We start from the raw sequence: 22,293 nt of genomic DNA, 5'->3' as shown, positions 1-22,293 counted from the left end.
CCCTGCGCCGGGTACGCCGCGTCCCCGTAGGGGGCCCGCGGGTCGTGCGGGGCCTGCGTGCCGTTGCCGTACGGGTACGGGGTCGCGTCGCCGTAGGGGGCGTGCGTGCTGTCACCGTACGGGGCGTGGGTGGTGTCGGAGTGCGCTGCCGCGTGCGGCGCCGCCTGTGCGCCGTCGGCGTACGGCGAGTAGGGCGCGTACGTCGGCGACGCGTCGTACGCCGACGAAGCGCCGTAGGGCGAGGGCGTGTCGTACGACGTGGACGCCGCGTACGCGGGGGCGGGCGCGGCCGACCGCCCCGAGGCGTGCGCCGCGGCCGGGCCGGGGCCCGCGAACCAGGTGACGAGCGCCGCGCGCGACCCCCGCATCGTCTCCGCGACCCGCGCCACGGGGCGCGTGGCGAGCCGCACCACGAGGAACGCGACGACCGCGCCGAGCACCAGGCCGACGGCCACGTCGTGCGGGTAGTGCACGCCCACGAAGACCCGCGAGAAGGCCATGAGGACCGCCATCGGCAGCGTGAAGGCGGCGATGCGCGGCCAGGCGAGCGCGAGGCCGACGGCGGCGGCGCCCGCGATCGTGGAGTGGTTGCTGGGGAAGGACCAGTCGCCGTGCGGCGGGCACTCGACGAGCGGCGTGAGCGCGCCCTTCACGGCCCGGCACGGCCGTTCCTCGTCCACCACGGACTTCACCGCCTCGCTGATCACATACGCGAGCGCCGTGCCCAGGGGGGCCAGGACCGCCACCGCGAACGCGCGCGAGTCCCCGCGCCGGGCCCGCCACCAGGCGACGACGAACAGCGCGCCGAAGAGCAGCAGGCCGAGTTCCGTCCACACCTCGGCGATGTGCTGCACCCAGCCGGGGGTGTCATGGGCGAACTCGGTGATGTCGCGGTAAAGGCCGGAGGAATCCATGGTGTCCATGATTACGGACCGTACGTAGGGATCTCGAATCGTCACATCCAGCGATGGACCGATATCCGACCTGACGAAAGACAGGGAGGGGGCGGGGCGCGAGCGGGGCGTCAGGCCGGGTGCGGGGCGGGTGCGGGGCGGTGCGCGTGGCCGGAACCGTGATGATGATCCGCAAAAGTTGTGGACCCGGGCGGCGGGTGGGGCCAGAGAACCCGCCGTTCTCTCGTAAGGTTTGGGCGTGGGATCTCTGCGCAATCCGATCGGGCCGCTTCCCTCCTCCATCTACTGGCGCCGGAGGGCCGTTCTGCTGTCCGTGCTCGGACTCCTCTTGCTCCTCGTCATCTGGGCCCTCGCCTCGGGCGGGGGCGGCGGGAAGACCGGTGCTGACGGGCCGTCGGGCAACGGCCCCGCGACGTCCATCACGCCGGGCCCCTCCGGCTCGGGCCCCGCGATCAGCGAACACCCGGGCGGGCGTGACGAGTCGGAGGGCTCCGGCGGTGCCGGTGGATCCGGTGGCTCTGGCGGATCCGGCGGTTCGGGCGGCGGCGGGGACTCCGGCTCCGGCGGCGGCGCGGGCGAGGACTCCGGCGGCGCCGGTTCCGGATCCGACGACGGCGCGAAGGGCGGCGGCGGCTCCGGCAACCGGCTCCCGGCGGGCTCGACGCTCCCCAACTGCGCGCCGGGCGCCGTGAAGTTGAAGCTGCGCAGCCTGCGGAACGAGTACGAGACCGGGCAGAAGCCGAAGCTGGAGCTGACCGCGGTGAACACCGGCGGCAAGGCCTGCAAGGTCGATCTCGGCGCCAAGGGCACGGTCCTGACGATCACTCAGTCCGGCTCGGGCGACGAGATCTGGTCGTCCGACGACTGCCCCGCCGCGGGCGGTACGAGCCTGCTCTTCCGGGTGCCCGGTGGCGGCCGGGTCTCGCACGTCGTCGAGTGGGACCTGAAGGCCAGCGCGCCCCAGTGCGCCACGCCTCCGCCCGGCACGGCGAAGCCCGACACCTATCTGGTGGAGGCCAAGTCCGAGGCCCTCGGTTCGGACCGCGCGTCCTTCGTCCTGACGGCCGACTGACCTGCCCGCCCGTGGCGGCCCGGCGCTGCTGGGCCCTGGCCGCACGGGCTCGCCCGAGGGTGCCGCGGGAGGCTAGACGTACCGCTCCAGGATCGAGGACTCCGCGAGCCGCGAAAGCCCCTCGCGCACGCTGCGCGCCCGGGCCTCGCCGACGCCGTCCACGGTCTGGAGGTCGTCGACGCTCGCGGCCAGCAGCTTCTGGAGGCCGCCGAAGTGCTCCACCAGGCGCTCGATGATGGCGCCGGGCAGCCGGGGCACCTTCGCCAGGAGGCGGAAGCCGCGCGGCGAGACGGCGGAGTCGAGGGTCTCGGGCGAGCCCGTGTAGCCCAACGCGCGGGCCACGGTGGACAGTTCCAGGAGCTCGGCGTGGGTCAGGGAGTCCAGCTCGGCCAGTGCCTCGTCGACGGTGCGCGAGCGCTTGGCCGTGGGCTCGGGAACGTAGTCCCGGACGACGAGCTCGCGCTCGGGCTCCACGCCCGCGATCAACTCGTCGAGCTGGAGGGCGAGGAGGCGGCCGTCGGTGCCCAGCTCCACCACGTACTCGGCGATCTCGGTGGCGATGCGGCGCACCATTTCGAGGCGCTGCGCGACGGCGGTGACGTCCCGCACGGTCACCAGGTCCTCGATCTCCAGGGCGGAGAGCGTGCCCGCGACCTCGTCGAGGCGGAGCTTGTAGCGCTCCAGGGTGGCGAGGGCCTGGTTGGCACGTGACAGGATCGCCGCCGAGTCCTCCAGGACCCGGCGCTGCCCGTCCACGTAGAGCGCGACCAGGCGCATCGACTGGGACACGGACACGACGGGGAAGCCGACCTGCTTGCTCACGCGGTCCGCCGTGCGGTGCCGCGTGCCCGTCTCCTCCGTGGGGATCGTCGGGTCCGGCACCAGCTGGACGCCCGCCCGCAGGATCTTCGACAGGTCCGAGGAGAGCACGATGCCGCCGTCGAGCTTGCACAGCTCGCGCAGGCGCGTCGCGGTGAACTCGACGTCCAGGACGAATCCGCCCGTGCACATCGACTCGACGGTCTTGTCGGAGCCGAGGACGATGAGCCCGCCCGTGTTGCCCCGCAGGATGCGCTCCAGGCCGTCCCGCAGGGCCGTGCCCGGCGCGACCGCGCTCAACGAGGCGCGCATCAGCCCGTCGGCGCCGGAGCCGCCACCGGGCTTCCCGGGAACCGCTGCCCGGTCGTTGGCTGCCACTGCACTCCTCCGGTCGCAGGTTGTCCGAGGCTCGGCCGACCCTCTGCCGCACGCGTGCGTTCGTACGGACGGGCGAGACCAGGGCAAAGTCTACCGGCGGTCCTCCTCCTCCCGTGGGGCCTCTCGGCGACGCGATCTCGGAAGGACGCGCAGCGCGTCGCCCATGTCGGCGACTTCGGTGACCTTCATACCGGCCGGGACCTTCCCGGGGTCGGCCGGTACGAGCGCGTGCGTGAAGCCCAGGCGGTGTGCCTCGGCCAGTCTGCGCTGCACCCCGGTGACCCGTCTGACCTCGCCCGCGAGGCCCACCTCACCGATCGCGACCAGGTTCTTCGGCAGCGGGGTGTCGCTGGCGGCGGAGGCGAGCGCGAGCGCCACGGCGAGGTCGGCGGCGGGCTCGGACAGCTTCACGCCGCCGACCGTCGCGCTGTAGATGTCGCGCTTGCCGAGGGCGCTGATGCGGCCGCGCTGCTCCAGAACGGCCAGCATCATCGACACCCGGGACGTCTCCAGGCCCGACGTGGTGCGGCGCGGCGAGGGGATCTGGGAGTCCACGGTGAGCGCCTGGACCTCGGCGACCAGCGGGCGGCGGCCCTCCAGGGTCACCGTCAGACAGGTGCCGGGCACGGGCTCGGCGCGGCGGGTGAGGAACAGGCCGCTGGGGTCGGCGAGCCCGACGATGCCCTCGTCGTGCAGCTCGAAGCAGCCGACCTCGTCCGTCGCCCCGTATCTGTTCTTGACGCCGCGGACCAGGCGCAGGCGCGCGTGCCGGTCGCCCTCGAAGTGCAGCACCACGTCCACGAGGTGCTCCAGGAGGCGGGGGCCCGCGATCGCGCCGTCCTTGGTGACGTGGCCGACCAGGAGCGTGGACATGCCGCGCTCCTTGGAGGCGCGGATGAGGGCCCCGGCGACCTCGCGGACCTGCGCCATGCCGCCGGGCGCGCCGTCGATCTCCGGGGACGCGACCGTCTGCACCGAGTCCAGGACCAGCAGCGAGGGCTTCACCGCGTCCAAGTGGCCGAGGACCGCGGCCAGGTCGGTCTCCGCCGCCAGATACAGGTCGTCGGCGAGCGCGCCGATGCGGTCGGCGCGCAGCCGGACCTGGCTGGCCGACTCCTCGCCGGTCACATAGAGCGTGCGGTGGTCGTCCGTGGCCGCCTTCGCCGCGACGTCGAGCAGCAGCGTGGACTTGCCGACGCCGGGCTCGCCCGCGAGCAGCACCACGGCGCCGGGCACCAGGCCGCCGCCGAGGACGCGGTCGAGCTCGGGGACGCCGGTGGAGCGCGCGGTGGCCTGGCGGCCGTCGACCTGGCCGATGGGCAGGGCGGAGGTGGTGACGCGGCCGGGCGTGGTGGTGCGCACCGCGGGCGCGCCGTACTCCTCGACCGTGCCCCAGGCCTGGCACTCGGGGCAGCGGCCGAGCCATTTGGCCGTCTGCCAGCCGCATTCGGTGCAGCGGTAGGACGGACGGTCCTTGGCGGTTTTCGTACGGGCAGCCATGGGACGAACCGTAGCGGCAGCCACTGACAACGCCCCCGGTCCCTGCCCGCCAGGCCGCGCCACCGGGGGCCACCCCGGCCCGCCAGGGCCCACCATTGCGCCCCTCCGACGCGGCATGGCTCGAACAGACAACGGAATCGTGCCTTCCTGTCCCCTTTTGAGGGATCTGTTCACCCGTAAGGATTAAATGTGCTCAAGGGGGAGGAAGCCCCCGGCATCATGCGCCTAACTTCGCACGGGTGATGAGCAGCAGTCCGGAAGTCCCCACGCACACCACCGGCGCGCACCGTGCCTATGCGGGCCCCCGCGGCCGCGTGGTGCCGCGCACGGTCGCGCAGGCGCCCGCCGCGCCCTACGAACCGTTCCTGGACGGCCTGTTCACGTACTGCCTGTCCGTCCTCTGCGACCACGACACCGCCACCACCGCCCTCGGCGACGTCCTCGCGCTCGCCGAGCGCCGCGGGGCCCGCCCTGACGGCGACACGCGCGCGTGGCTGTACGCGCTCGCCCGCTGGATGTGTCTGCGCGCCCTCGCCGAGGCCCGCAAGGGCGGCCGCCAAGGAGCGCACGCGGCCGGGTCGGGCAAGACCCCGCCCGCGCCCCCGCACGCCACGGAGGCGCCGCCCGCGGACGAGGCCGAGCGCGCCCGCCGCCGCGAACTCGCCCAGCTGGCCTGGCCCGAGGCCGCCGGGACGACGCCCGAGCAGCGCGAGGCCCTGGAGCTCGCCGTCCGCCACCAGCTCGCGCCCAAGGAGGTCGCCGCCGTCCTCGGCCTGGACCTCACGGCGGCGCGCGAACTGCTCGCGTCCGCCGCCTGCGAGGTGGAGCGCACCCGCGCCGCGCTCGCCGTCGTCGAGACCGGCACCTGCCCCATCGTCGCCCGCCTCACCGGTGACAACCAGGTCCTCCTCGGCACCGCCCTGCGCCGCGAGCTCGTCCGGCACGTCGACGACTGTCCGCGCTGCCGCCGCACCGCCGAGCGCGCCGGCGCCGGAGCCTGGCCCGGCACGGCCGTCACCCCGGCCGCGCTGCCCCTGATCGAAGCCCCGCGCGCGGCCCTGCACCACGCCATGGCCCACGCCCCGCGCGCCCCCCGCAGGAACCGCGGCGGGCCCCGCTTCGACCGGCGCGGCTTCCCCATGGACCCCAAGGACCACGCCGCCCGCCGGGAGCGCTTCCGCGCGCGTGCCGTCACGACCACGGTCGTCGCCACCGTCGTGGCCGCCCCCGTCCTCGCCCTGTGGGCCGCCTACCGGGGCGCCCCCCTGACCGGCGAGGGCACCGACGGCCGCGCGTCCAGCGCCTCCGAGGCCGACGACGGCGGCCGCGACGGCTCTCGCCGCGACAGCTACGAGAACGCGGGCAACGCCAGGACCACCCCCGACCCCCGCTTCGCCGCGGGGCGCGGCGGCCCCGGCGTCTCCGTGGAGGTCATCAGCCCCGGTGCCCCCGCCGCGCCCGGCGCGGGCCGCATCGCCGTCCAGGCCCGGTCGAACGGCGGCGTCACCCTCATCACGCTGACCGCGTCCGGGAGTTCGCCGGTGCGCTGGTCCGCGAGCACCGGAGCCCCCTGGCTCCTCCTGAGCCACGCGTCGGGAACGCTCGCGCCGGGCGATTCGTTCACCATCCGGGTGTACGTCGACGACGACCGCGAGCCGCCCGGCCACTGGAGCGCGCGCGTCACGATCGCACCCTCGGGAGCCGTCATCTCCATCGAGGGGTACGGCAGTTCCCGGCCCAGCCGCCCCGGCCCCCGCCCGACGCCGACCCGCCCCGGCCCCTCCGACCCGGACCCGACACCCACCCCCAGCGGGGACGGCGACCCGACACCGACCCCGCCCGACCCCGACCCGACCCCCACGGACCCGGCGCCCACCGACCCCACGCCGACCCCCTCGGACCCCGGCTCGACGCCCCCGCCGAGTGGCGACGGCGGCCCCGGCCAGGGCTGAGCAGTCCCGCTAGGCGCGCGGCGGGTCGGCCGGATGCGGGGCCAGCAGCGGCAGCTGCGAGGCGAGGCGCGCCTCGCACAGCTCCACGAGCCGGTCGTAGCCCGCCTTGCCCATCAGCTCGATCAGCTCCGGCCGGTACGAGACGTACACGGGATCGCCCGCCCCGTGCGCCGAGGTCGCCGACGTGCACCACCAGTGCAGGTCGTGGCCGCCCGGCCCCCAGCCCCTGCGGTCGTACTCACCGATGGACACCTGGAGCACCTTGGTGTCGTCGGGGCGCTCGATCCAGTCGTACGTCCGCCGCACCGGCAGCTGCCAGCACACGTCCGGCTTGGTCTCCAGCGGCTCCCGGCCCTCCTTGAGCGCCAGGATGTGCAGCGAGCAGCCCGCGCCACCCGCGAAGCCGGGGCGGTTCTGGAAGACGCACGAGCCGTTGTACGGCCGGGTCTGGCGCTCGCCGTCCTCGTCCTGCGACACCCAGCCGGTCTCCCGGCCCACGTCGTGGTGCTGCCAGATGTCGGGCGTCAGGCGCTCCACGAAGGTGGCGACGCGCTTCTCGTCGTCCTCGTCGGAGAAGTGCGCGCCGAGCGTGCAGCAGCCGTCGTCGGCGCGGCCCGCCTGGATGCCCTGGCAGCCGCTGCCGAAGACACAGGTCCAGCGGGAGGTCAGCCAGGTCAGGTCGCAGCGGAAGATCTGCTCGTCGTCCGCCGGATCGGGGAACTCCACCCAGGCCCGGGGGAAGTCGAGGCCCTTCTCGTCGTCGGCGGGCACCGCGCCGTCCGCCGTCCTGCGGAGCTTCCGCACGGCCTTGTCGGCGCGGTCGGCCTTGCCGGACTTGTCCTTCTTGCCTGCCTTGGCGGCCTTCTCGCCCCGTGCCTCCTCGGCCGTCCTGTCCGCCTTGCTGGCCTTGCCTGCCTTGCTCGCCTTGCCGTCCGCGCCGCCGCGCGCGGGCGGCGCCGACACGTCCGAGGGCTCCGATGAGCGCGCGGACTTCGTTTTGTCGGTCTTCGCCTTTTTCGTCTTTGGCACGCCTCCAGGGTATGCGTGCTCACACCCGCCCCGGGACCAGCGAAAGCCGTGAGCGCAGTAGCGTTCCGTATATGAGACTCGGTGTCCTCGACGTGGGTTCGAACACGGTGCATCTGCTGGTGGTGGACGCCCACCCCGGCGCGCGACCGCTGCCCGCGCACTCCCACAAGGCCGACCTGCGCCTTGCCCAACTGCTCGACCCGGCGGGCGCGATCGGCCCCGAAGGCGTCGACCAGCTCATCGCCACGGTGCGTGACGCCCTCCAGGCCGCCGAGGACAAGGGCGTCGAGGACCTGCTGCCGTTCGCGACCTCCGCCGTGCGCGAGGCCACCAACGCCGACGACGTCCTCGCCCGGGTACGCGCCGAGACCGGCGTCGACCTCCAGGTCCTCACCGGCGAGGAGGAGGCGCGGCTCACCTTCCTGGCCGTCCGCCGCTGGTTCGGCTGGTCCGCGGGCAAGCTGCTCGTCCTCGACATCGGCGGCGGCTCCCTGGAGATCGCGTACGGCATGGACGAGGAGCCCGACGCCGCGGTCAGCCTGCCGCTCGGCGCCGGGCGGCTCACCGCCGCGTGGCTGCCGGAGGACCCGCCGGAGCCGGAGGACGTCCGTGCCCTGCGGCGGCACGTGCGGGCGCAGATCGCGCGGACCGTGGGGGAGTTCAGCCGCCTCGGCAGCCCCGACCACGTCGTGGCCACGTCCAAGACCTTCAAGCAGCTCGCCAGGCTCGGTGGTGCGGCGCGGTCCACGGAGGGGCTCTACGTGCAGCGCGAGCTGAAGCGGAAGTCTCTGGAGGACTGGGTTCCGCGGCTGGCCGCGATGACCGCGGGGGAGCGGGCCGAGCTTCCCGGGGTGTCCGAGGGGCGGGCCGGGCAGTTGCTCGCGGGGGCGCTGGTCGCGGAGGGCGCGATGGATCTCTTCGGGGTCGAGTCCGTAGAGATCTGCCCCTGGGCCCTTCGGGAGGGCGTGATCCTGCGGCGCCTGGACCACTTGCCCGCGTGCTAGCCCCTCGCGGTGGCGCCCCAGACCCGCCCCTTCCCGAACCGGGGGCTCCGCCCCCGTGCCCCCGTTTGTCGGCGCTCCGCGCCTCGTCCTCAAACGCCGGACGGGCTGAAAGTCTCCGGCGCGGCCCGGATCCCGTCTGCGGCCGAGACGCGATCCGCAGTCGAGATCCGGCCCGCACGGGCAACCACCCAGCCCGTCCGGCGTTTGAGGACGAGGCCGCAGGCCGATGGGAGACGACGGCGGCGCCGCAGGGAACATCCAGCCCGTCCGGCGTTTGAGGACGAGGCGCGGAGCGCCGAAAAGGGGCCGGGGGGCCAGGGCCGGGGCCCGGGCCGGACGTCGGCTCCCCGCTCCCTCGCAGGGCCCCGTACGCTGTTCCCCGTGGTGGAACCAGTCGTACGTATCCCGGACGCGAAGGTCGCCCTGTCGACCGCCTCGGTCTATCCGGAGTCGACGGCGACGGCCTTCGAGATCGCGGCGCGCCTCGGCTACGACGGCGTCGAGGTCATGGTGTGGACCGATCCCGTCAGCCAGGACATCGAGGCCCTGCGCCGCCTCAGCGACTACCACCAGATCCCCATCCTCGCGGTGCACGCGCCCTGCCTCCTGATCACCCAGCGCGTCTGGTCCACCGACCCCTGGGTGAAGCTCCAGCGCGCCCGGGCCGCCGCCGAGAAGCTGGACGCGTCGACGGTCGTCGTGCACCCGCCCTTCCGCTGGCAGCGCGGCTACGCCCGGGACTTCGTCCAGGGGATCTGGCGGATGGCCGAGGAGACGGACGTGCGCTTCGCCGTGGAGAACATGTACCCCTGGCGCTACCGCGACCGCGAGATGCTCGCGTACGCCCCCGACTGGGACGTCACCAAGGACGACTACCGCCACTTCACGATAGACCTCAGCCACACCGCCACCGCCCGTACGGACGCCCTGCAGATGGTCGACCGCATGGGCGACCGGCTCGGCCACGTCCACCTCGCCGACGGCAGGGGCTCCGCGAAGGACGAGCACCTCGTGCCCGGCCGCGGCACCCAGCCCTGCGCCGCGCTCCTGGAGCGCCTCGCGACCTCCGGCTTCGACGGCCACGTGGTCATCGAGGTCAACACCCGCCGCGCCATGTCCAGCGCCGAGCGCGAGGCCGACCTCGCCGAGGCCCTGGCCTTCACCCGGCTGCACCTGGCGTCGTCGGCGAAGGTGCCGCGCCCGTGACGGCGGACGCCGCCGCGCCCCGGCGCCGGGGCCGCCCCTCGCGCACCCAGACCGAGCGCGGGCCCGCCACCCGCGAGACGATCCTGGACGCGGCCCGCGACCAGTTCTCCGCGCACGGCTACGAGAAGACCTCCGTACGCGCCATCGCCAAGGCGGCAGGTGTCGACTCCGCCCTCGTGCACCACTACTTCGGTACGAAGGAGCAGCTCTTCGCGGCGGCCGTCGAGGTCTCCTTCGCGCCCGCGCTCCAGGCCCCGGCCGCGATCCAGGACGGCCCGCTCGACACCGTCGGCGAGCGCCTGACCCGCTTCATCCTCGGCGTCTGGGAGGACCCGGCCACCCGCACGCCCCTGCTCGCGATCGTCCGCTCGGCGGTCAACAACGAGACGGCCGCCGCCGTCTTCCGCCGCCTGGTCTCCGCCCAGCTCCTGTCCCGCATCGCCGGGACCCTCGACCTGCCCGACGCGCAGCTGCGCGCCGAACTGGCGGCGGCCCAGCTGGTGGGCATCGCGATGCTCCGCTACGTCATCCAGGTGGAGCCGCTGGCGTCGGCGGACCTGGAGGAGCTGGTGGCACGGGTGGCCCCGGTGGTCCAGGGGCATCTGACGGGCTTCCCGGGACCCGCCTGACCGCGCGGCTCCGCGCCAGGGAGCGTGAGACGGTCGTCCCGCCATCCGGACACCCTGTCCGGATCTTGGATCATCGGCGTACGCTCGGCCCTGTCGAGAGCTGTATCGAGCAGCCGTACCGACAGCTGTATCGAGCAGCCGTACCGACGGCTGTATTGACAGCCGTTTCGAGAGCCGTATCGAGATCTGCCCCTGAAGGAGCGAGCGACGATGCCCGAGCTGAGGTCCCGCACAGTCACCCACGGACGCAACATGGCGGGCGCCCGCGCCCTGATGCGGGCCTCCGGGGTACCGGGCGCGGACATCGGCCGCAAGCCGATCATCGCCGTCGCCAACTCCTTCACCGAGTTCGTGCCCGGCCACACCCACCTGGCGCCGGTCGGCCGCATCGTCAGCGAGGCCGTCCGGGAGGCGGGCGGCATCCCGCGCGAGTTCAACACGATCGCCGTGGACGACGGCATCGCGATGGGCCACGGCGGCATGCTCTACAGCCTGCCGTCGCGCGACCTGATCGCCGACTCCGTCGAGTACATGGTGGAGGCCCACTGCGCCGACGCCCTGATCTGCGTCTCGAACTGCGACAAGATCACGCCCGGCATGCTGATGGCCGCCCTGCGCCTGAACATCCCGACGGTCTTCGTCTCCGGCGGCCCCATGGAAGCGGGCAAGGCCACCCTGGTCAACGGCACCGTCCGCAAGCTCGACCTGATCGACGCGATGGTCGACGCGTCGAACGAGAACGTCTCCGACGAGGACATCCTCCGCATCGAGGAGAACGCCTGCCCGACCTGCGGCTCCTGTTCCGGCATGTTCACGGCCAACTCGATGAACTGCCTGACCGAGGCCATCGGCCTGTCCCTGCCGGGCAACGGCTCGGTGCTCGCCACCCACACCGCCCGCAGGGCCCTGTACGAGCGGGCGGGTGCGACGGTCGTCGAGATCACCAAGCGCTACTACGACGGGGACGACGCCTCCGTCCTGCCGCGCAACATCGCGACCCACGCCGCCTTCGAGAACGCCATGGCCCTCGACATCGCCATGGGCGGCTCCACCAACACGATCCTGCACCTCCTGGCCGCCGCCCAGGAGGCCGAGGTCGGCTACGACCTGACCGACATCGACGCCGTCTCGCGCCGCGTCCCCTGCCTGGCGAAGGTCGCCCCGAACGTGGCGCCGCAGGGCACGTACTACATGGAGGACGTGCACCGCGCGGGCGGCATCCCCGCGATCCTCGGCGAGCTGTACCGCGGCGGCCTCCTCAACGAGGACGTGCACACGGTCCACTCGCCCTCCATCAAGCAGTGGCTCGACGCCTGGGACGTGCGCGGCGGCTCCGCGGCCCCCGAGGCCCTGGAGCTGTGGCACGCGGCCCCCGGCTGCAAGCGCTCCGCCGAGGCCTTCTCGCAGTCCGAGCGCTGGGAGACCCTCGACACGGACGCCGCGAACGGCTGCATCCGCGACGTCGCCCACGCCTACTCCAAGGACGGCGGCCTCGCCGTCCTCAAGGGGAACCTGGCCGTCGACGGCGCCGTCGTGAAGACCGCGGGCGTCGACGAGTCCATCTGGACCTTCGAGGGCCCGGCCGTCGTCTGCGAGTCGCAGGAGGAGGCCGTGGAGAAGATCCTGAACAAGCAGGTCAAGGAGGGCGACGTCGTCGTCATCCGCTACGAGGGCCCCAAGGGCGGCCCCGGCATGCAGGAGATGCTCTACCCCACCTCCTTCCTCAAGGGCCGCGGCCTCGGCAAGGCCTGCGCCCTGGTCACCGACGGCCGCTTCTCCGGCGGTACGTCGGGCCTGTCCATCGGCCACGCGTCGCCGGAGGCCGCGTCCGGCGGCACCATCGCCCTCGTCGAGGACGGCGACCGCATCCGCATCGACATCCCGGGCCGCTCGATCGAGCTCCTGGTCGACGACGCCGAGCTGGCCCGCCGCCGCGAGGCCCTCGGCGGCACGTACGCGCCCAAGTCCCGCGAGCGCAAGGTCTCCGCGGCCCTGCGGGCGTACGCGGCGATGGCGACGAGCGCGGACAAGGGCGCGGTGCGCGACGTGTCGCGGCTGGGCTGAGGCGGGGCCTAGCGGCCGCTCACGGGCCGACTGTCCCTGTTTGTCCTGCAACTGGTGTGGCGCGCGGGCGCGTCTATGGTGTGGAGTACATGCCATGGGCGGCCCGCGCCGCCCGTTTCACGGGGAACACGGGGACACACGGGGGATCACCATGAGCAGCGAAGAACTGACGATGCCCGCGACCGCCGATGGGGCGGACGGGGCGGAACTGACGATAGAGGCGGCGACGGCCCGGCGGTACGCGATCGTCGAGGACGTCAACGTCCGCTCGGGCCCCGGCACCGGCTACGACAAGGTCGGCCGCCTCTCCGCGGGCACCTTCGTCACCATCGGCTGCCAGAAGCCCGGCGAGACGGTGACCGGCCCCACCGGCACGTCGAAGATCTGGGACCGCATCGGCAGCGGACGCTACGTCTCCGACACCTATGTGCGCACGGGCAGCAACGGCTACGTGGCGCCGCGCTGCTGACGGGCGCCGCGACGCCGACCCGCGCTGCTGACCGGGTCCGGTGCCGCTGACCGGTGCCGCTTTCGGTACGAGAGGCCGCCGGGCCCGGGTATCACCCGGACTTCGGCGGCTTCGCCGTGTCGAACGCGTACACCAGGTTCCCGGCCCCGGTCACGATCGCCGCACGCCCCGCGAGGGCGACGCGCGGGCTCGTGCCCACCTCCGCGGAGCCGTTGGCCTTGGGGTCCGCCGTCCAGAGGCGCCTGCCGTCGCGCGGCGCGAGCGCGGCGACGCGGCCGCTGGCCGAGCTGAAGTACAGCGCCCCGGGCCCGGCGACCGGACCTGACGCCCCCTCCACGCCCGCCTGCCGGGTCCACCGGAGCCTGCCGGTCACCGCGTCGACCGCGTTGACCTCGCCGTTCTGCTCGGTGAAGTACACCGTCCCGGCGGCCAGGCTCGGGGAGCCGCCGTAGCGCTTCGGCAGCCGGACCGTCGTGGCCTTGCCCCGCGCCACGTCCACGCGGACGACCGCCTCGTACTCGACGACGCCGATCTCGCCCACCCGCTCCTTGGCCAGGACGAGCCGTCCGTCGTGCGCGCCGAGCACCTGGAGCGGCCCCGGGAGGGCGACGGCCCTGCCGAAGGCCCCCGACGCGGGGTCGAGGCCGCGCACCGTGGCGTGCCGGATCGCGGTGGCCTCCACCTCGGTGGCGGGAGCGCACATCACCTGGGCCGCGCCCCCGGCGGTCACCGGCGCGCAGACGGCGCCCGCCGGGACCGGGGTCCGCCACAGCACCTTCCCGGAGCGGACCGCGCGGCCCTCGACGTGGGTACGGGCCGCGTTGAGCATGACCACGGTGGAGCCGATCACCTCGGCGTCGGCGGAACGGCCCGTGACGGCCATCGACTTGCTGCCGAACCGGGCCGACCACAGCTCCTTGCCCCGGGCCGCGTCGAGGGCCACGACCTCGCCGGGGCCCGAGCCGTCGGGGAGCAGCCGGTAGCCGAGGACCGTGTTCCCGGACACGCCGACCAGATACGTGTTCTGCATGGGGACGCCCCGGTGGTGCGCCGTCCACATCCGGTGGCCGTCGGCGACGCGGATCCGGGTGGCGATGACCCCGCCGCCCCCGCAGTACGCCGAGTCGCCGCGCGGCACGCAGCGCAGCTCGTCCGTGAGCTTCGCCCCGCCCGGCGGCACGTTCTGCCGCCAGGCCTTGAAGCCGTGGGGGAGCGGCGAACCGACCACCGCCATGTCGCGGCCGTTGTCGTCGGGCCCGTCGTCGCGGGGGCCGTCCGCGCCCGGCCGGAGCAGCGCGACACACCCGGCGATCACGGCGACGCCCAGGACGGCGGCGAGCACGGGCCGCCAGCGGCGGCGCAGCCGCCCGCCGAGCCCACGGGCGGGCGCGGCGCCCGGGCCGTCAGAGGCGCCCGAGCCGTCGGAGGCGCTCGCGACGCCAGTGGTGCCCGTGGCGCCCGAGGTGTCCGACAGATGGTGCTGCGTATCCGTGTCCCGCGTACGGCTTCCGCCGTCCCCGGCCGCCGCCGACCCGAGGTCCACCGGCAGGTCGCGCAGCCGGACGAGGAGCTCGTCGATGGTGGGCCGCACGGCGGGATCCTTGGCGAGGCAGGGCTCGACGGCCGTACGCAGCGCGTCCGGGACGTCGTCCAGGGCCGGAGCCTCGTGCACGACTTGGTACGCGGTCATGTACGGGCTGTCCGCGTCGAAGGGCCCCTGCCCCGTCGCCGCGTACACAAGGAGCGTGCCGAGCGAGAAGACGTCCGACGAAGGACCGACACCGCGCGGCGTCTGGAGCTGCTCCGGCGACATGAACGGCGGAGTGCCGATGACCCGCCCGGTCATCGTCAGCGTCTGCTGGTCGGCGGCGCGCGAGATGCCGAAGTCGATGACGCGCGGCCCTTCGGCGGACAGCACGACGTTCGACGGCTTCAGATCGCGGTGCACCACGTCCGCGCGGTGGATGTCCCGCAGCGCCTCCGCGAGCCCGATGGCGAGCGTACGCAGCTCCATGCCGACGATGGGACCGCGCTGGGCGATGCGCTGCGCGAGCGTGGGGCCCTCTATGTACGCGGTGGCCATCCACGGCTGCGGCGCCTCGGGATCGGCGTCGACCACGGCCGCGGTGAACGCGCCGCTGACCCGGCGCGCCGCGGCGACCTCCTGCCGGAACCGGATGCGGAACTCGTCGTCGCCCGCGAACTGCTGGTGGATCAGCTTGATCGCGACCGGCCGCCCCGAAGCCGTACGTGCGAGGAAGACCGTGCCCATGCCACCGGAGCCGAGCCGCGACTCCAGTGGATAGCCACCGATCTCCTCAGGGTCCCCTGAGCGGAGCGACACCTCTTCGACCTCCCGGTACCGGTCGTCCTCCGTATAACTACCTGCCCGCACAAATTAGCGGCCGGTCCCGGAGGCGGGGCAAGGCGGCCCGCCCTTCGCCCCGCTCCCGACCGCCCGCGCCGCCGCGGCACGGGGGACGGCGGCCGGGCGATAATCGAGGACGTGAGCGACGAACGACGTACCGGACAGACCGCGGGCACTCCGGCGGGCCCCCGCCCCGAGCCCCTCCGCTTCTTCGGTACGACGTGGCTGGAGCACACCGACGGCTACGCCGCGCGCCGCGTCGGCGTCGCGGTCGGCTCCCTCGTGGCGGCGGCCGCGGGCTGCCTGGTGCTGCGCTTCGCGTACCAGGGCCTGGAGATCGCGGACGTGGGCACGTTCGTGAACCTGCTGGTCGTGGTCATGTTCGCCATCTGTAGCGCGATCGCGTTCCGGCGCACGTGGGACGGGTTCTCCAAGCGCCACGACCCGCAGTCGGTGGCGTCCATGCGCAGCCTGATGACCATCGGCTTCATCGGCTCCCTCCTCGCGTACTTCTTCCGCTCCCTGAAGGAGGCCCCGGGCGAGGGGCTGCATCGCGAGGAGTACGAGACGGCGCGCGACCAGTACGAGCGCCGCACGAAGCGCCGTGCGGGCAACCCCGCGAAGCGCAAGCGCCGCCAGAAGTAACGACCGACCCCACCACCACCCGGACGGGCTGGAGGCTGCCGCAAGCGGCGCTTCCAGCCCGTCCGGCGTTTGAGGACGAGGCGCGGAGCGCCGAGAGCGGGGGTCCGGGGGGCGGAGCCCCCTGGTTTCGGGAAGGGGCGGGCCTGGGGCGCACCCGCGAGGGCCCCGGCCGACACCTTGACGAGACGGGCCCCCAGGAGCAATATTCATCGCATGATGAATATTGCGACCCCGCCCCGCGCCCCAGCGGCCATCCACGCCCACGCCCTCAGCGCAACCCGCGGCCACCGCCCCGTCCTGCGCGACCTGACCTTCACCGTCCCGCGCGGCCAGATCACCGGCCTGCTCGGCCCCTCCGGCTGCGGCAAGTCCACGCTGATGCGCGCCGTCGTCGGCACCCAGGCGAAGGTCACCGGCACCCTGGACGTCCTGGACCACCCCGCGGGCACCCCCGCCCTGCGCTCCCGCATCGGCTACGTCACCCAGGACCCCTCCGTCTACGAGGACCTCACCGTCCGGCAGAACCTGGAGTACTTCGCCGCCGTCCTCACCCCCGGCCGCGGCCCCGCCGCAGCTCGCCGCCGCGAGGACGTCACCCGAGCCATCGCCGACGTGGACCTCACCGGCCACGCCGACGCCCTGGCGGGCAACCTCTCCGGCGGGCAGCGCAACCGCGTCTCCCTCGCCGTCGCCCTCCTCGGCGCCCCCGAACTCCTCGTCCTCGACGAGCCCACCGTCGGCCTCGACCCCGTCCTCCGCCGCGACCTGTGGAACCTCTTCCACACCCTCTCCGACGAGCGCGGCACCACGATCCTCGTCTCCTCCCACGTCATGGACGAGGCGGAACGCTGCCACCGCCTGCTCCTCATGCGCGAGGGCGAGATCCTCGCCGACGACACCCCCGACGCCCTGCGCGAACGCACCGGCACCGGCACCGTCGAGGAGGCCTTCCTCCACCTCGTCGACAAGGCGAACGCCGCCCGGACCTCCGACGAACCGGCCCGACCCCACGGGCACCGAGAGGCCCAGCTCCCCTGAGCTTCACTGCGGGAGGCCTAGCCCCAAGAGCTACAGGTGCCCCAGAAGCACCAAAAGACCCAGGAGCCCCCAGCCCCACCCACCCCAGACGTCACCGACCCAGGCACCCCCGGAGCCCACGATGAACATCCATCGCACCCTCGCCACCGCCGCCCGTGTCCTGCGCCAGCTCCGCCACGACCCGCGCTCCATCGCGCTGCTCATCCTCGTCCCCTGCGTGATGCTGCTGCTCCTGCGCTACGTCTTCGACGGCAGCCCCCGCACCTTCGACTCCATCGGCGCGTCCCTGCTCGGGATCTTCCCGCTCATCACGATGTTCCTGGTGACCTCCATCGCCACCCTGCGCGAACGCACCTCCGGCACCCTGGAACGCCTCCTCGCCATGCCCCTCGCCAAGGCCGACCTGATCGCGGGCTACGCCCTCGCCTTCGGCACCCTGGCCATCGTCCAGTCCGCCCTCGCCACCGGCCTCGCGCTGTGGGGCCTCGGCCTCGACGTCACCGGCTCCGCCTGGCTGCTGCTCCTGGTCGCCCTCCTGGACGCCCTGCTCGGCACCGCCCTCGGCCTGTTCGTCTCGGCCTTCGCCGCCTCCGAGTTCCAGGCCGTCCAGTTCATGCCAGCGGTGATCTTCCCCCAGCTCCTCCTCTGCGGCCTGTTCACCCCGCGCGACAAGATGCAGCCCGTCCTCGAAGCCCTCTCCGACGCCCTGCCCATGTCGTACGCCGTCGACGGCATGAACGAGGTCCTGCGCCACCCCGACATCACCGGCGCCTTCGTCCGCGACGCCGTCACCGTCGCCGCCTGCGCCGTCCTCGTCCTCGCCCTGGGCGCCGCCACCCTGCGCCGCCGCACGGCCTGACCACGGACCGCGACCGTCCGCCCACCGGACGCCCCGCCGTGACCCGCCCCGCCCGATGCGAGGATGGCCCGAACGACGCACCCCGGGAGAGGCCCTCGCACATGAGCCAGACGCGCAAGCCGAGCCAGACCGTCGCGGTCCTCGGCACCGGAAAGATCGGCGAAGCCCTGCTCAGCGGCATGATCCGCAGTGGCTGGGCGCCCGCGGAACTCCTGGTCACCACCCGCCGCCAGGAGCGCGCCGAGGAGCTCCGCACCCGCTACGGCGTCGAGGCCCTCACCAACGCCGAGGCCGCCAAGCGCGCCGACACCCTGATCCTCGCCTGCAAGCCGCAGGACATGGCCAGGCTGCTCGACGAACTCGCCCCGCACGCCGCCGCCGACCGCCTCGTCATCAGCGCCGCCGCGGGCATCACCACCTCCTTCATCGAGGAGCGCCTGACCACCGGCACGCCCGTCATCCGCGTCATGCCCAACACCCCCGTCCTGGTCGACGAGGGCATGTCCGTCATCTCGGGCGGCACCCACGCCACCGCCGACCACCTCACCCACGCCGAGAACATCTTTGGCGCCGTCGGCAAGACCCTCCGCGTCCCCGAGACCCAGCAGGACGCCTGCACGGCCCTGTCCGGCTCCGGCCCCGCGTACTTCTACTTCCTGGTCGAGGCCATGACCGACGCGGGCATCCTCCTCGGCCTGCCCCGCGACAAGGCCCACGACCTGATCGTCCAGGCCGCGATCGGCGCCGCCGTGATGCTCCGCGACAGCGGCGAGCACCCGGTGAAGCTCCGCGAGGCCGTGACCTCGCCCGCGGGTACCACGATCAACGCCATCCGCGAGCTCGAGAACCACGGGGTGCGCGCCGCGCTCATCGCCGCCTTGGAGGCCGCCCGCGACCGCAGCCGCGAGCTTGCCTCCGGCAGCGGTTGACAGTTGGGCCCTCTCCCGCCGGGGCCGGGGGATGCCACCCCCGGGCCCTCCCGCCATCGGCCTTCGGCCTCGTCCTCAAACGCCGGACGGGCTGGATGTCTCGGCCGCGCTGGGTATCGCGGACGGGGCGGATATCGCGGGCGGGCCGGAGATCCCGGACGGGCCCGATACTCCGGCAATCAGGTTCTCCGTCGTCACCACCTTCGCGAAACCGCCCCCGTGCAGGGACACCGCCGTCGCCCGCGCGATCTCGTCTGCTCCGAGCCGCCAGCCGAAGGGCCCCTCCAGGTCGAAGGTGTGGGTCGCGTCCAGGGCGAACAGCACGTCGTAGCCGAGGTTCCCGCCCATCCGCGCCGTCGTCTCCGCGCACATGTTGGTCTGGATTCCGGTCACCACGAACTGCGAGATCCCCGCCTCCTTGAGCCAGGCGTCCAGATCCGGCGTCCCGTAGAAGGCCGAGTTCACGCTCTTCGTCACCAGGAGCTCCCCACCGGTCCCCTTCCCGCGCCGCTCCTCGACGTACTCCTTGAAGTCGTTGCCCGCGTACCCCGGCCGCAGCGGCGAGTCCGGCTTCGGCGAGTCGTGCCGTACGAACACGACCGGCCGCCCCGTCTCCTGCCAGGCGTCGATCAGCGCGGCGATGTTGTCGTCTGCCTCCGGGTTGTTCCGCTCTCCCCAGTACTCCGCCTCCTCGAAGCCCTGCTGTACGTCCACCACGATCAGCGCTGCGTTCTCTGTGATCTCCATGCCCTCGATGCTGCCGCCCCGGGGCCCGCCGCCCCAGAGGTACAGAAGCCAGCGATCGATGGTTTACTGCCAGCGTGTCCACCGCCGCCGAGTCGTCACCCGCCACCCCGGGGCCTACTACCCCCGTGCCCACGACCCCGGCGCCCCCGCGCCCCCGGCACGGCGCCCCGCAGCGCATCGCCCTGCTCGCCTTTCCCGGCATCCGCGCCTTCGACGTCTCAGTGATCACCGAGGTCTGGGGCACCGACCGCAGTGACCGCGGCGTACCCCCCTTCGACCTCCGCCGCGTCGCCGCCGAAGCCGGGCCCGTCCCCATGCGCGGCGGCCTCAGCCTCGCCCCCGACCGCACCCTCACCTGGCTGACCCGGCTCACCGACCGCGACCTGGTCGTCGTCCCCGGCCTCGACGACCACCTGACGCCCGCACCACCTCCGATCCTCGAAGCCCTGCGCCGCGCCCACGCCCGCGGCATCCCCGTCGCGGCACTCTGCGGCGGCGCCTTCACGCTCGCCCAGGCGGGCCTGCTCGACGGCCGCCGGGCCATCACCCACTGGCGCCTCGTCGACCTCCTGCGCGCCCATCACCCCCTTGTCGATGTCGTGCCCGACGCTCTCTTCATCGAGGACGGCAACATCTGGACCGCCGCGGGCACCGCCGCCGGGATCGACCTGTGCCTGCACCTGGTCCGCAGGGCACACGGCTCCGAGACCGCCGCGACGATCGCCCGCTCGATGGTCACCGCCCCCTTCCGCACCGGCGGCCAGGCGCAGTTCATCGAGCACCCCACCCCCCGCGCCGACCGCGACGCCGACGCCCTGGCCGCTGTCCGCGAGTACGCCCTGCGCCACCTCCACGAGCCGCTCACCGTCGCCGACCTGGCCACCCGGGCGGGCATGTCGGCGCGCTCCTTCGCCCGCCACTTCACCGCGGCGACCGGCACCACCCCCCTGCGCTGGCTCCTCGACCAACGCGTCGCCGCCGCGCAGAAGCTCCTGGAACGCACCGACCTGCCCATGCCCGAGGTCGCCCGCCGCGCGGGCTTCGGCAGCGAGATCACGATGCGGCAGCACTTCGCGTCGCGCCTCGCCACCAGCCCACGCGCCTACCGCGCCTCGTTCACCGTCACCGCCGCGGGCACCTCGGCCGCGGGGGGCAGCAGCCCGATCGCCCGATAGGCGGCATCGACGGTCGGCCGTGCCATCCCCCTGGCCCGCTCCGCCCCGGCCCGCAACACCTCCTCTACGTACGCCGTGTCCGCGACCAGTTCCTTGTGCCGCTCCCGCACGGGCCGCAGCAGCTCCACCACCGCGTCCGCGGTGTCCTTCTTCAACGCCCCGTACGACTCGTACGCACCGCTCAGCTCCTCCGGGTTCCCACCCGTGCAGGAAGCCAGGATCTCCAGCAGGTTCGCGACCCCCGGCCGGGCCTCGCGGTCGTACGCGACCCCGCTGCCGCTGTCCGTGACGGCTCGCATGATCTTCTTCCGCACCACGTCCGGCTCGTCCAGCAGATAGACGATGCCTGCGCCGGACTCGTGGGACTTGCCCATCTTCGACGTCGGGTCCTGCAGGTCCATGACCCGCGCCGCCACCTGCGGCGGCGTCGCCCGCGGCACGACGAAGGCGTGCCCGTACCGCTGGTTGAACCGCACCGCGAGATCCCGTGTCAGCTCGACGTGCTGCGTCTGGTCGTCCCCCACCGGCACCTCATGGGCCCCGTACGCCAGGATGTCCGCCGCCATCAGCACGGGATACGTAAGGAGCGACAGGCGCACGCTCCCGCCCCGGGCCCGCTCGACGGCCGCCTTCTCCTTGTACTGGATCATCCGGCGCATCTCGCCGTCGGTCGCGACGCACTCGAGCAGATACGAGAGCCGCGCGTGCTCGTCCACATGACTCTGTACGAAGACGGTGCACCGCTCGGGGTCGATCCCCGAGGCGAGCAGCAGCGTCGCCGCCTGCCGACTGAGCCTGCGCACCCTGCCGGGATCGTGCTCCACGGTCAGCGCGTGCAGATCCACCACGCAGAACAACGCCTCCGCGCGGTACTGATCCACTTCGGCCCAGCGCCGGACGGCCCCCAGGTAGTTCCCCAGCGTCAGGTGTCCGGTGGGCTTGACCCCACTGAAGATCCGCGTCATGACTGCTCTCCACCTCCAGAACGGGGCCGTCGCCGCGGCGGCCGGGCTCAGGTCCTCCGGAGGGAGATACACGAACGGCCGCCGAGGCGGCGGCCGTTGAGTACACGCGTGAGTACGGCCGCCGTCAGGCGGCCCACCACAGTTGGATGCACGCGTGCGTAGTCACGGCTCCACCGTAGCGCCCCGGGGCCCGGAGTTGACACCCCCAGACCCGGAACGTAGTGTTCTCCGAGTTGCCCGACGTGAGCGCCGACCCCAGGTCGGTCCCCGGGCGGCCATTCCGCAAGAACCATCAAATGATCGACGCGCAGCCTCTTCGTGTTCGCGAAGTGTCCGTCGTCGGCTCGTTTCCATGTGTTTTTGCGAAATGAGGAATCGGCGTTCGAAGGAACGCCCCCGATTAGGTCGGGAGCCGAGATTCCGCTAAAGTCTCACTCGTCGGAACGGCCCAACAGCCGGGAAGGCAGCCCAAGTTGACTGGGAATCAGGCCCGAAAGGATCTGATAGAGTCGACACCGCCGGAAGGCCGAA

18 protein-coding genes and 1 pseudogene are annotated in these 22,293 nt (G+C 73.3%); 12 read left to right on the top strand and 7 right to left on the bottom strand.

What is annotated here, in order from left to right:
- Positions 1-296: 296 nt before the first annotated feature.
- Positions 297-923 (bottom strand): annotated as a pseudogene (locus tag ACIG3E_RS03705) (phosphatase PAP2 family protein); the annotation flags it as partial.
- Positions 924-1,152: 229 nt separating this feature from the next.
- Here ACIG3E_RS03705 and ACIG3E_RS03700 point away from each other — a divergent pair.
- Positions 1,153-1,986, top strand: a complete 834-nt coding sequence (locus ACIG3E_RS03700; protein WP_399610835.1) for a hypothetical protein — start codon at positions 1,153-1,155, stop codon at positions 1,984-1,986.
- A gap of 72 nt (positions 1,987-2,058) precedes the next feature.
- Here the strand turns inward: ACIG3E_RS03700 and disA are convergent, their stop codons facing one another.
- Positions 2,059-3,183 carry a DNA integrity scanning diadenylate cyclase DisA gene (gene disA / locus ACIG3E_RS03695; protein ID WP_138961136.1) on the bottom strand — a complete coding sequence of 375 codons (1,125 nt, stop codon included), beginning with the start codon at positions 3,181-3,183 and terminating at the stop codon, positions 2,059-2,061.
- Positions 3,184-3,273: 90 nt separating this feature from the next.
- Entirely contained in the window at positions 3,274-4,683 is a 1,410-nt protein-coding gene (radA, locus tag ACIG3E_RS03690; RefSeq protein WP_399610832.1) for a DNA repair protein RadA, read from the bottom strand.
- Between the two features lie 239 nt (positions 4,684-4,922).
- Here radA and ACIG3E_RS03685 point away from each other — a divergent pair, with 239 nt between their 5' ends.
- Positions 4,923-6,635: a hypothetical protein gene (locus ACIG3E_RS03685; RefSeq protein WP_399610829.1), complete on the top strand. Its 1,713-nt coding sequence runs from the start codon at positions 4,923-4,925 to the stop codon at positions 6,633-6,635.
- A gap of 9 nt (positions 6,636-6,644) precedes the next feature.
- Here the strand turns inward: ACIG3E_RS03685 and ACIG3E_RS03680 are convergent, their stop codons facing one another.
- A complete protein-coding gene (locus tag ACIG3E_RS03680; protein WP_399610827.1) occupies positions 6,645-7,664 on the bottom strand; it encodes a hypothetical protein in 1,020 nt (339 codons plus the stop codon).
- 71 nt (positions 7,665-7,735) lie between these two features.
- On the opposite strand from ACIG3E_RS03680, the gene ACIG3E_RS03675 reads away from it, so the two are divergent.
- The 5 genes from ACIG3E_RS03675 to ACIG3E_RS03655 all read left to right on the top strand — a co-directional run bounded on the left by ACIG3E_RS03675 (position 7,736) and on the right by ACIG3E_RS03655 (position 13,036).
- The gene (locus tag ACIG3E_RS03675; RefSeq protein WP_399610825.1) at positions 7,736-8,668 is read left to right on the top strand and encodes a Ppx/GppA family phosphatase; all 933 of its coding nucleotides are present in this window, start codon (positions 7,736-7,738) and stop codon (positions 8,666-8,668) included.
- Between the two features lie 381 nt (positions 8,669-9,049).
- A complete protein-coding gene (locus tag ACIG3E_RS03670; protein ID WP_138961140.1) occupies positions 9,050-9,874 on the top strand; it encodes a sugar phosphate isomerase/epimerase in 825 nt (274 codons plus the stop codon).
- Positions 9,871-10,503 (top strand): TetR family transcriptional regulator, encoded by a 633-nt coding sequence (locus tag ACIG3E_RS03665; RefSeq protein WP_399610823.1) that lies wholly within the window; start codon positions 9,871-9,873, stop codon positions 10,501-10,503. Before ACIG3E_RS03670 ends, ACIG3E_RS03665 begins: the two co-directional genes overlap by 4 nt.
- Positions 10,504-10,713: 210 nt before the next feature.
- A complete protein-coding gene (ilvD, locus tag ACIG3E_RS03660) occupies positions 10,714-12,567 on the top strand; it encodes a dihydroxy-acid dehydratase (protein WP_399610820.1) in 1,854 nt (617 codons plus the stop codon).
- 151 nt (positions 12,568-12,718) lie between these two features.
- On the top strand, positions 12,719-13,036 hold the full coding sequence (locus tag ACIG3E_RS03655; protein WP_399610817.1) for an SH3 domain-containing protein: 318 nt from the start codon (positions 12,719-12,721) through the stop codon (positions 13,034-13,036).
- Between the two features lie 91 nt (positions 13,037-13,127).
- On the opposite strand, the gene ACIG3E_RS03650 is transcribed toward ACIG3E_RS03655, so the two are convergent.
- Positions 13,128-15,380 (bottom strand): PQQ-binding-like beta-propeller repeat protein, encoded by a 2,253-nt coding sequence (locus ACIG3E_RS03650; protein WP_399610815.1) that lies wholly within the window; start codon positions 15,378-15,380, stop codon positions 13,128-13,130.
- Between the two features lie 162 nt (positions 15,381-15,542).
- Between ACIG3E_RS03650 and ACIG3E_RS03645 the strand changes: the two genes are divergently transcribed.
- The 4 genes from ACIG3E_RS03645 to proC all read left to right on the top strand — a co-directional run bounded on the left by ACIG3E_RS03645 (position 15,543) and on the right by proC (position 18,875).
- Positions 15,543-16,049, top strand: coding sequence for an EamA/RhaT family transporter (locus ACIG3E_RS03645; RefSeq protein ID WP_399610812.1), 507 nt, complete (start codon positions 15,543-15,545; stop codon positions 16,047-16,049).
- 213 nt (positions 16,050-16,262) lie between these two features.
- Positions 16,263-17,087: an ABC transporter ATP-binding protein gene (locus tag ACIG3E_RS03640; RefSeq protein WP_399610809.1), complete on the top strand. Its 825-nt coding sequence runs from the start codon at positions 16,263-16,265 to the stop codon at positions 17,085-17,087.
- A gap of 121 nt (positions 17,088-17,208) precedes the next feature.
- Positions 17,209-17,946, top strand: a complete 738-nt coding sequence (locus tag ACIG3E_RS03635; RefSeq protein ID WP_399610807.1) for an ABC transporter permease — start codon at positions 17,209-17,211, stop codon at positions 17,944-17,946.
- 101 nt (positions 17,947-18,047) lie between these two features.
- Positions 18,048-18,875, top strand: coding sequence for a pyrroline-5-carboxylate reductase (gene proC / locus ACIG3E_RS03630; protein ID WP_399610805.1), 828 nt, complete (start codon positions 18,048-18,050; stop codon positions 18,873-18,875).
- Between the two features lie 75 nt (positions 18,876-18,950).
- Here proC and ACIG3E_RS03625 read toward each other — a convergent pair whose 3' ends face one another.
- Positions 18,951-19,622 carry a cysteine hydrolase family protein gene (locus ACIG3E_RS03625; protein WP_399610803.1) on the bottom strand — a complete coding sequence of 224 codons (672 nt, stop codon included), beginning with the start codon at positions 19,620-19,622 and terminating at the stop codon, positions 18,951-18,953.
- A 125-nt stretch (positions 19,623-19,747) separates the two neighbouring features.
- Here ACIG3E_RS03625 and ACIG3E_RS03620 point away from each other — a divergent pair, with 125 nt between their 5' ends.
- Positions 19,748-20,797 carry a GlxA family transcriptional regulator gene (locus ACIG3E_RS03620; RefSeq protein WP_399610800.1) on the top strand — a complete coding sequence of 350 codons (1,050 nt, stop codon included), beginning with the start codon at positions 19,748-19,750 and terminating at the stop codon, positions 20,795-20,797.
- On the opposite strand, the gene trpS is transcribed toward ACIG3E_RS03620, so the two are convergent.
- On the bottom strand, positions 20,725-21,762 hold the full coding sequence (trpS, locus tag ACIG3E_RS03615) for a tryptophan--tRNA ligase (RefSeq protein WP_399610797.1): 1,038 nt from the start codon (positions 21,760-21,762) through the stop codon (positions 20,725-20,727). The two genes, ACIG3E_RS03620 and trpS, sit on opposite strands and share 73 nt — an antisense overlap.
- Positions 21,763-22,293: the final 531 nt, after the last annotated feature.

This window comes from Streptomyces sp. NPDC053474, assembly GCF_044544845.1.
Lineage (GTDB): Bacteria > Actinomycetota > Actinomycetes > Streptomycetales > Streptomycetaceae > Streptomyces.
The sequence above is the reverse complement of the archived record's forward strand: the minus strand, read 5'-3'. Positions and strand labels throughout refer to the sequence as shown.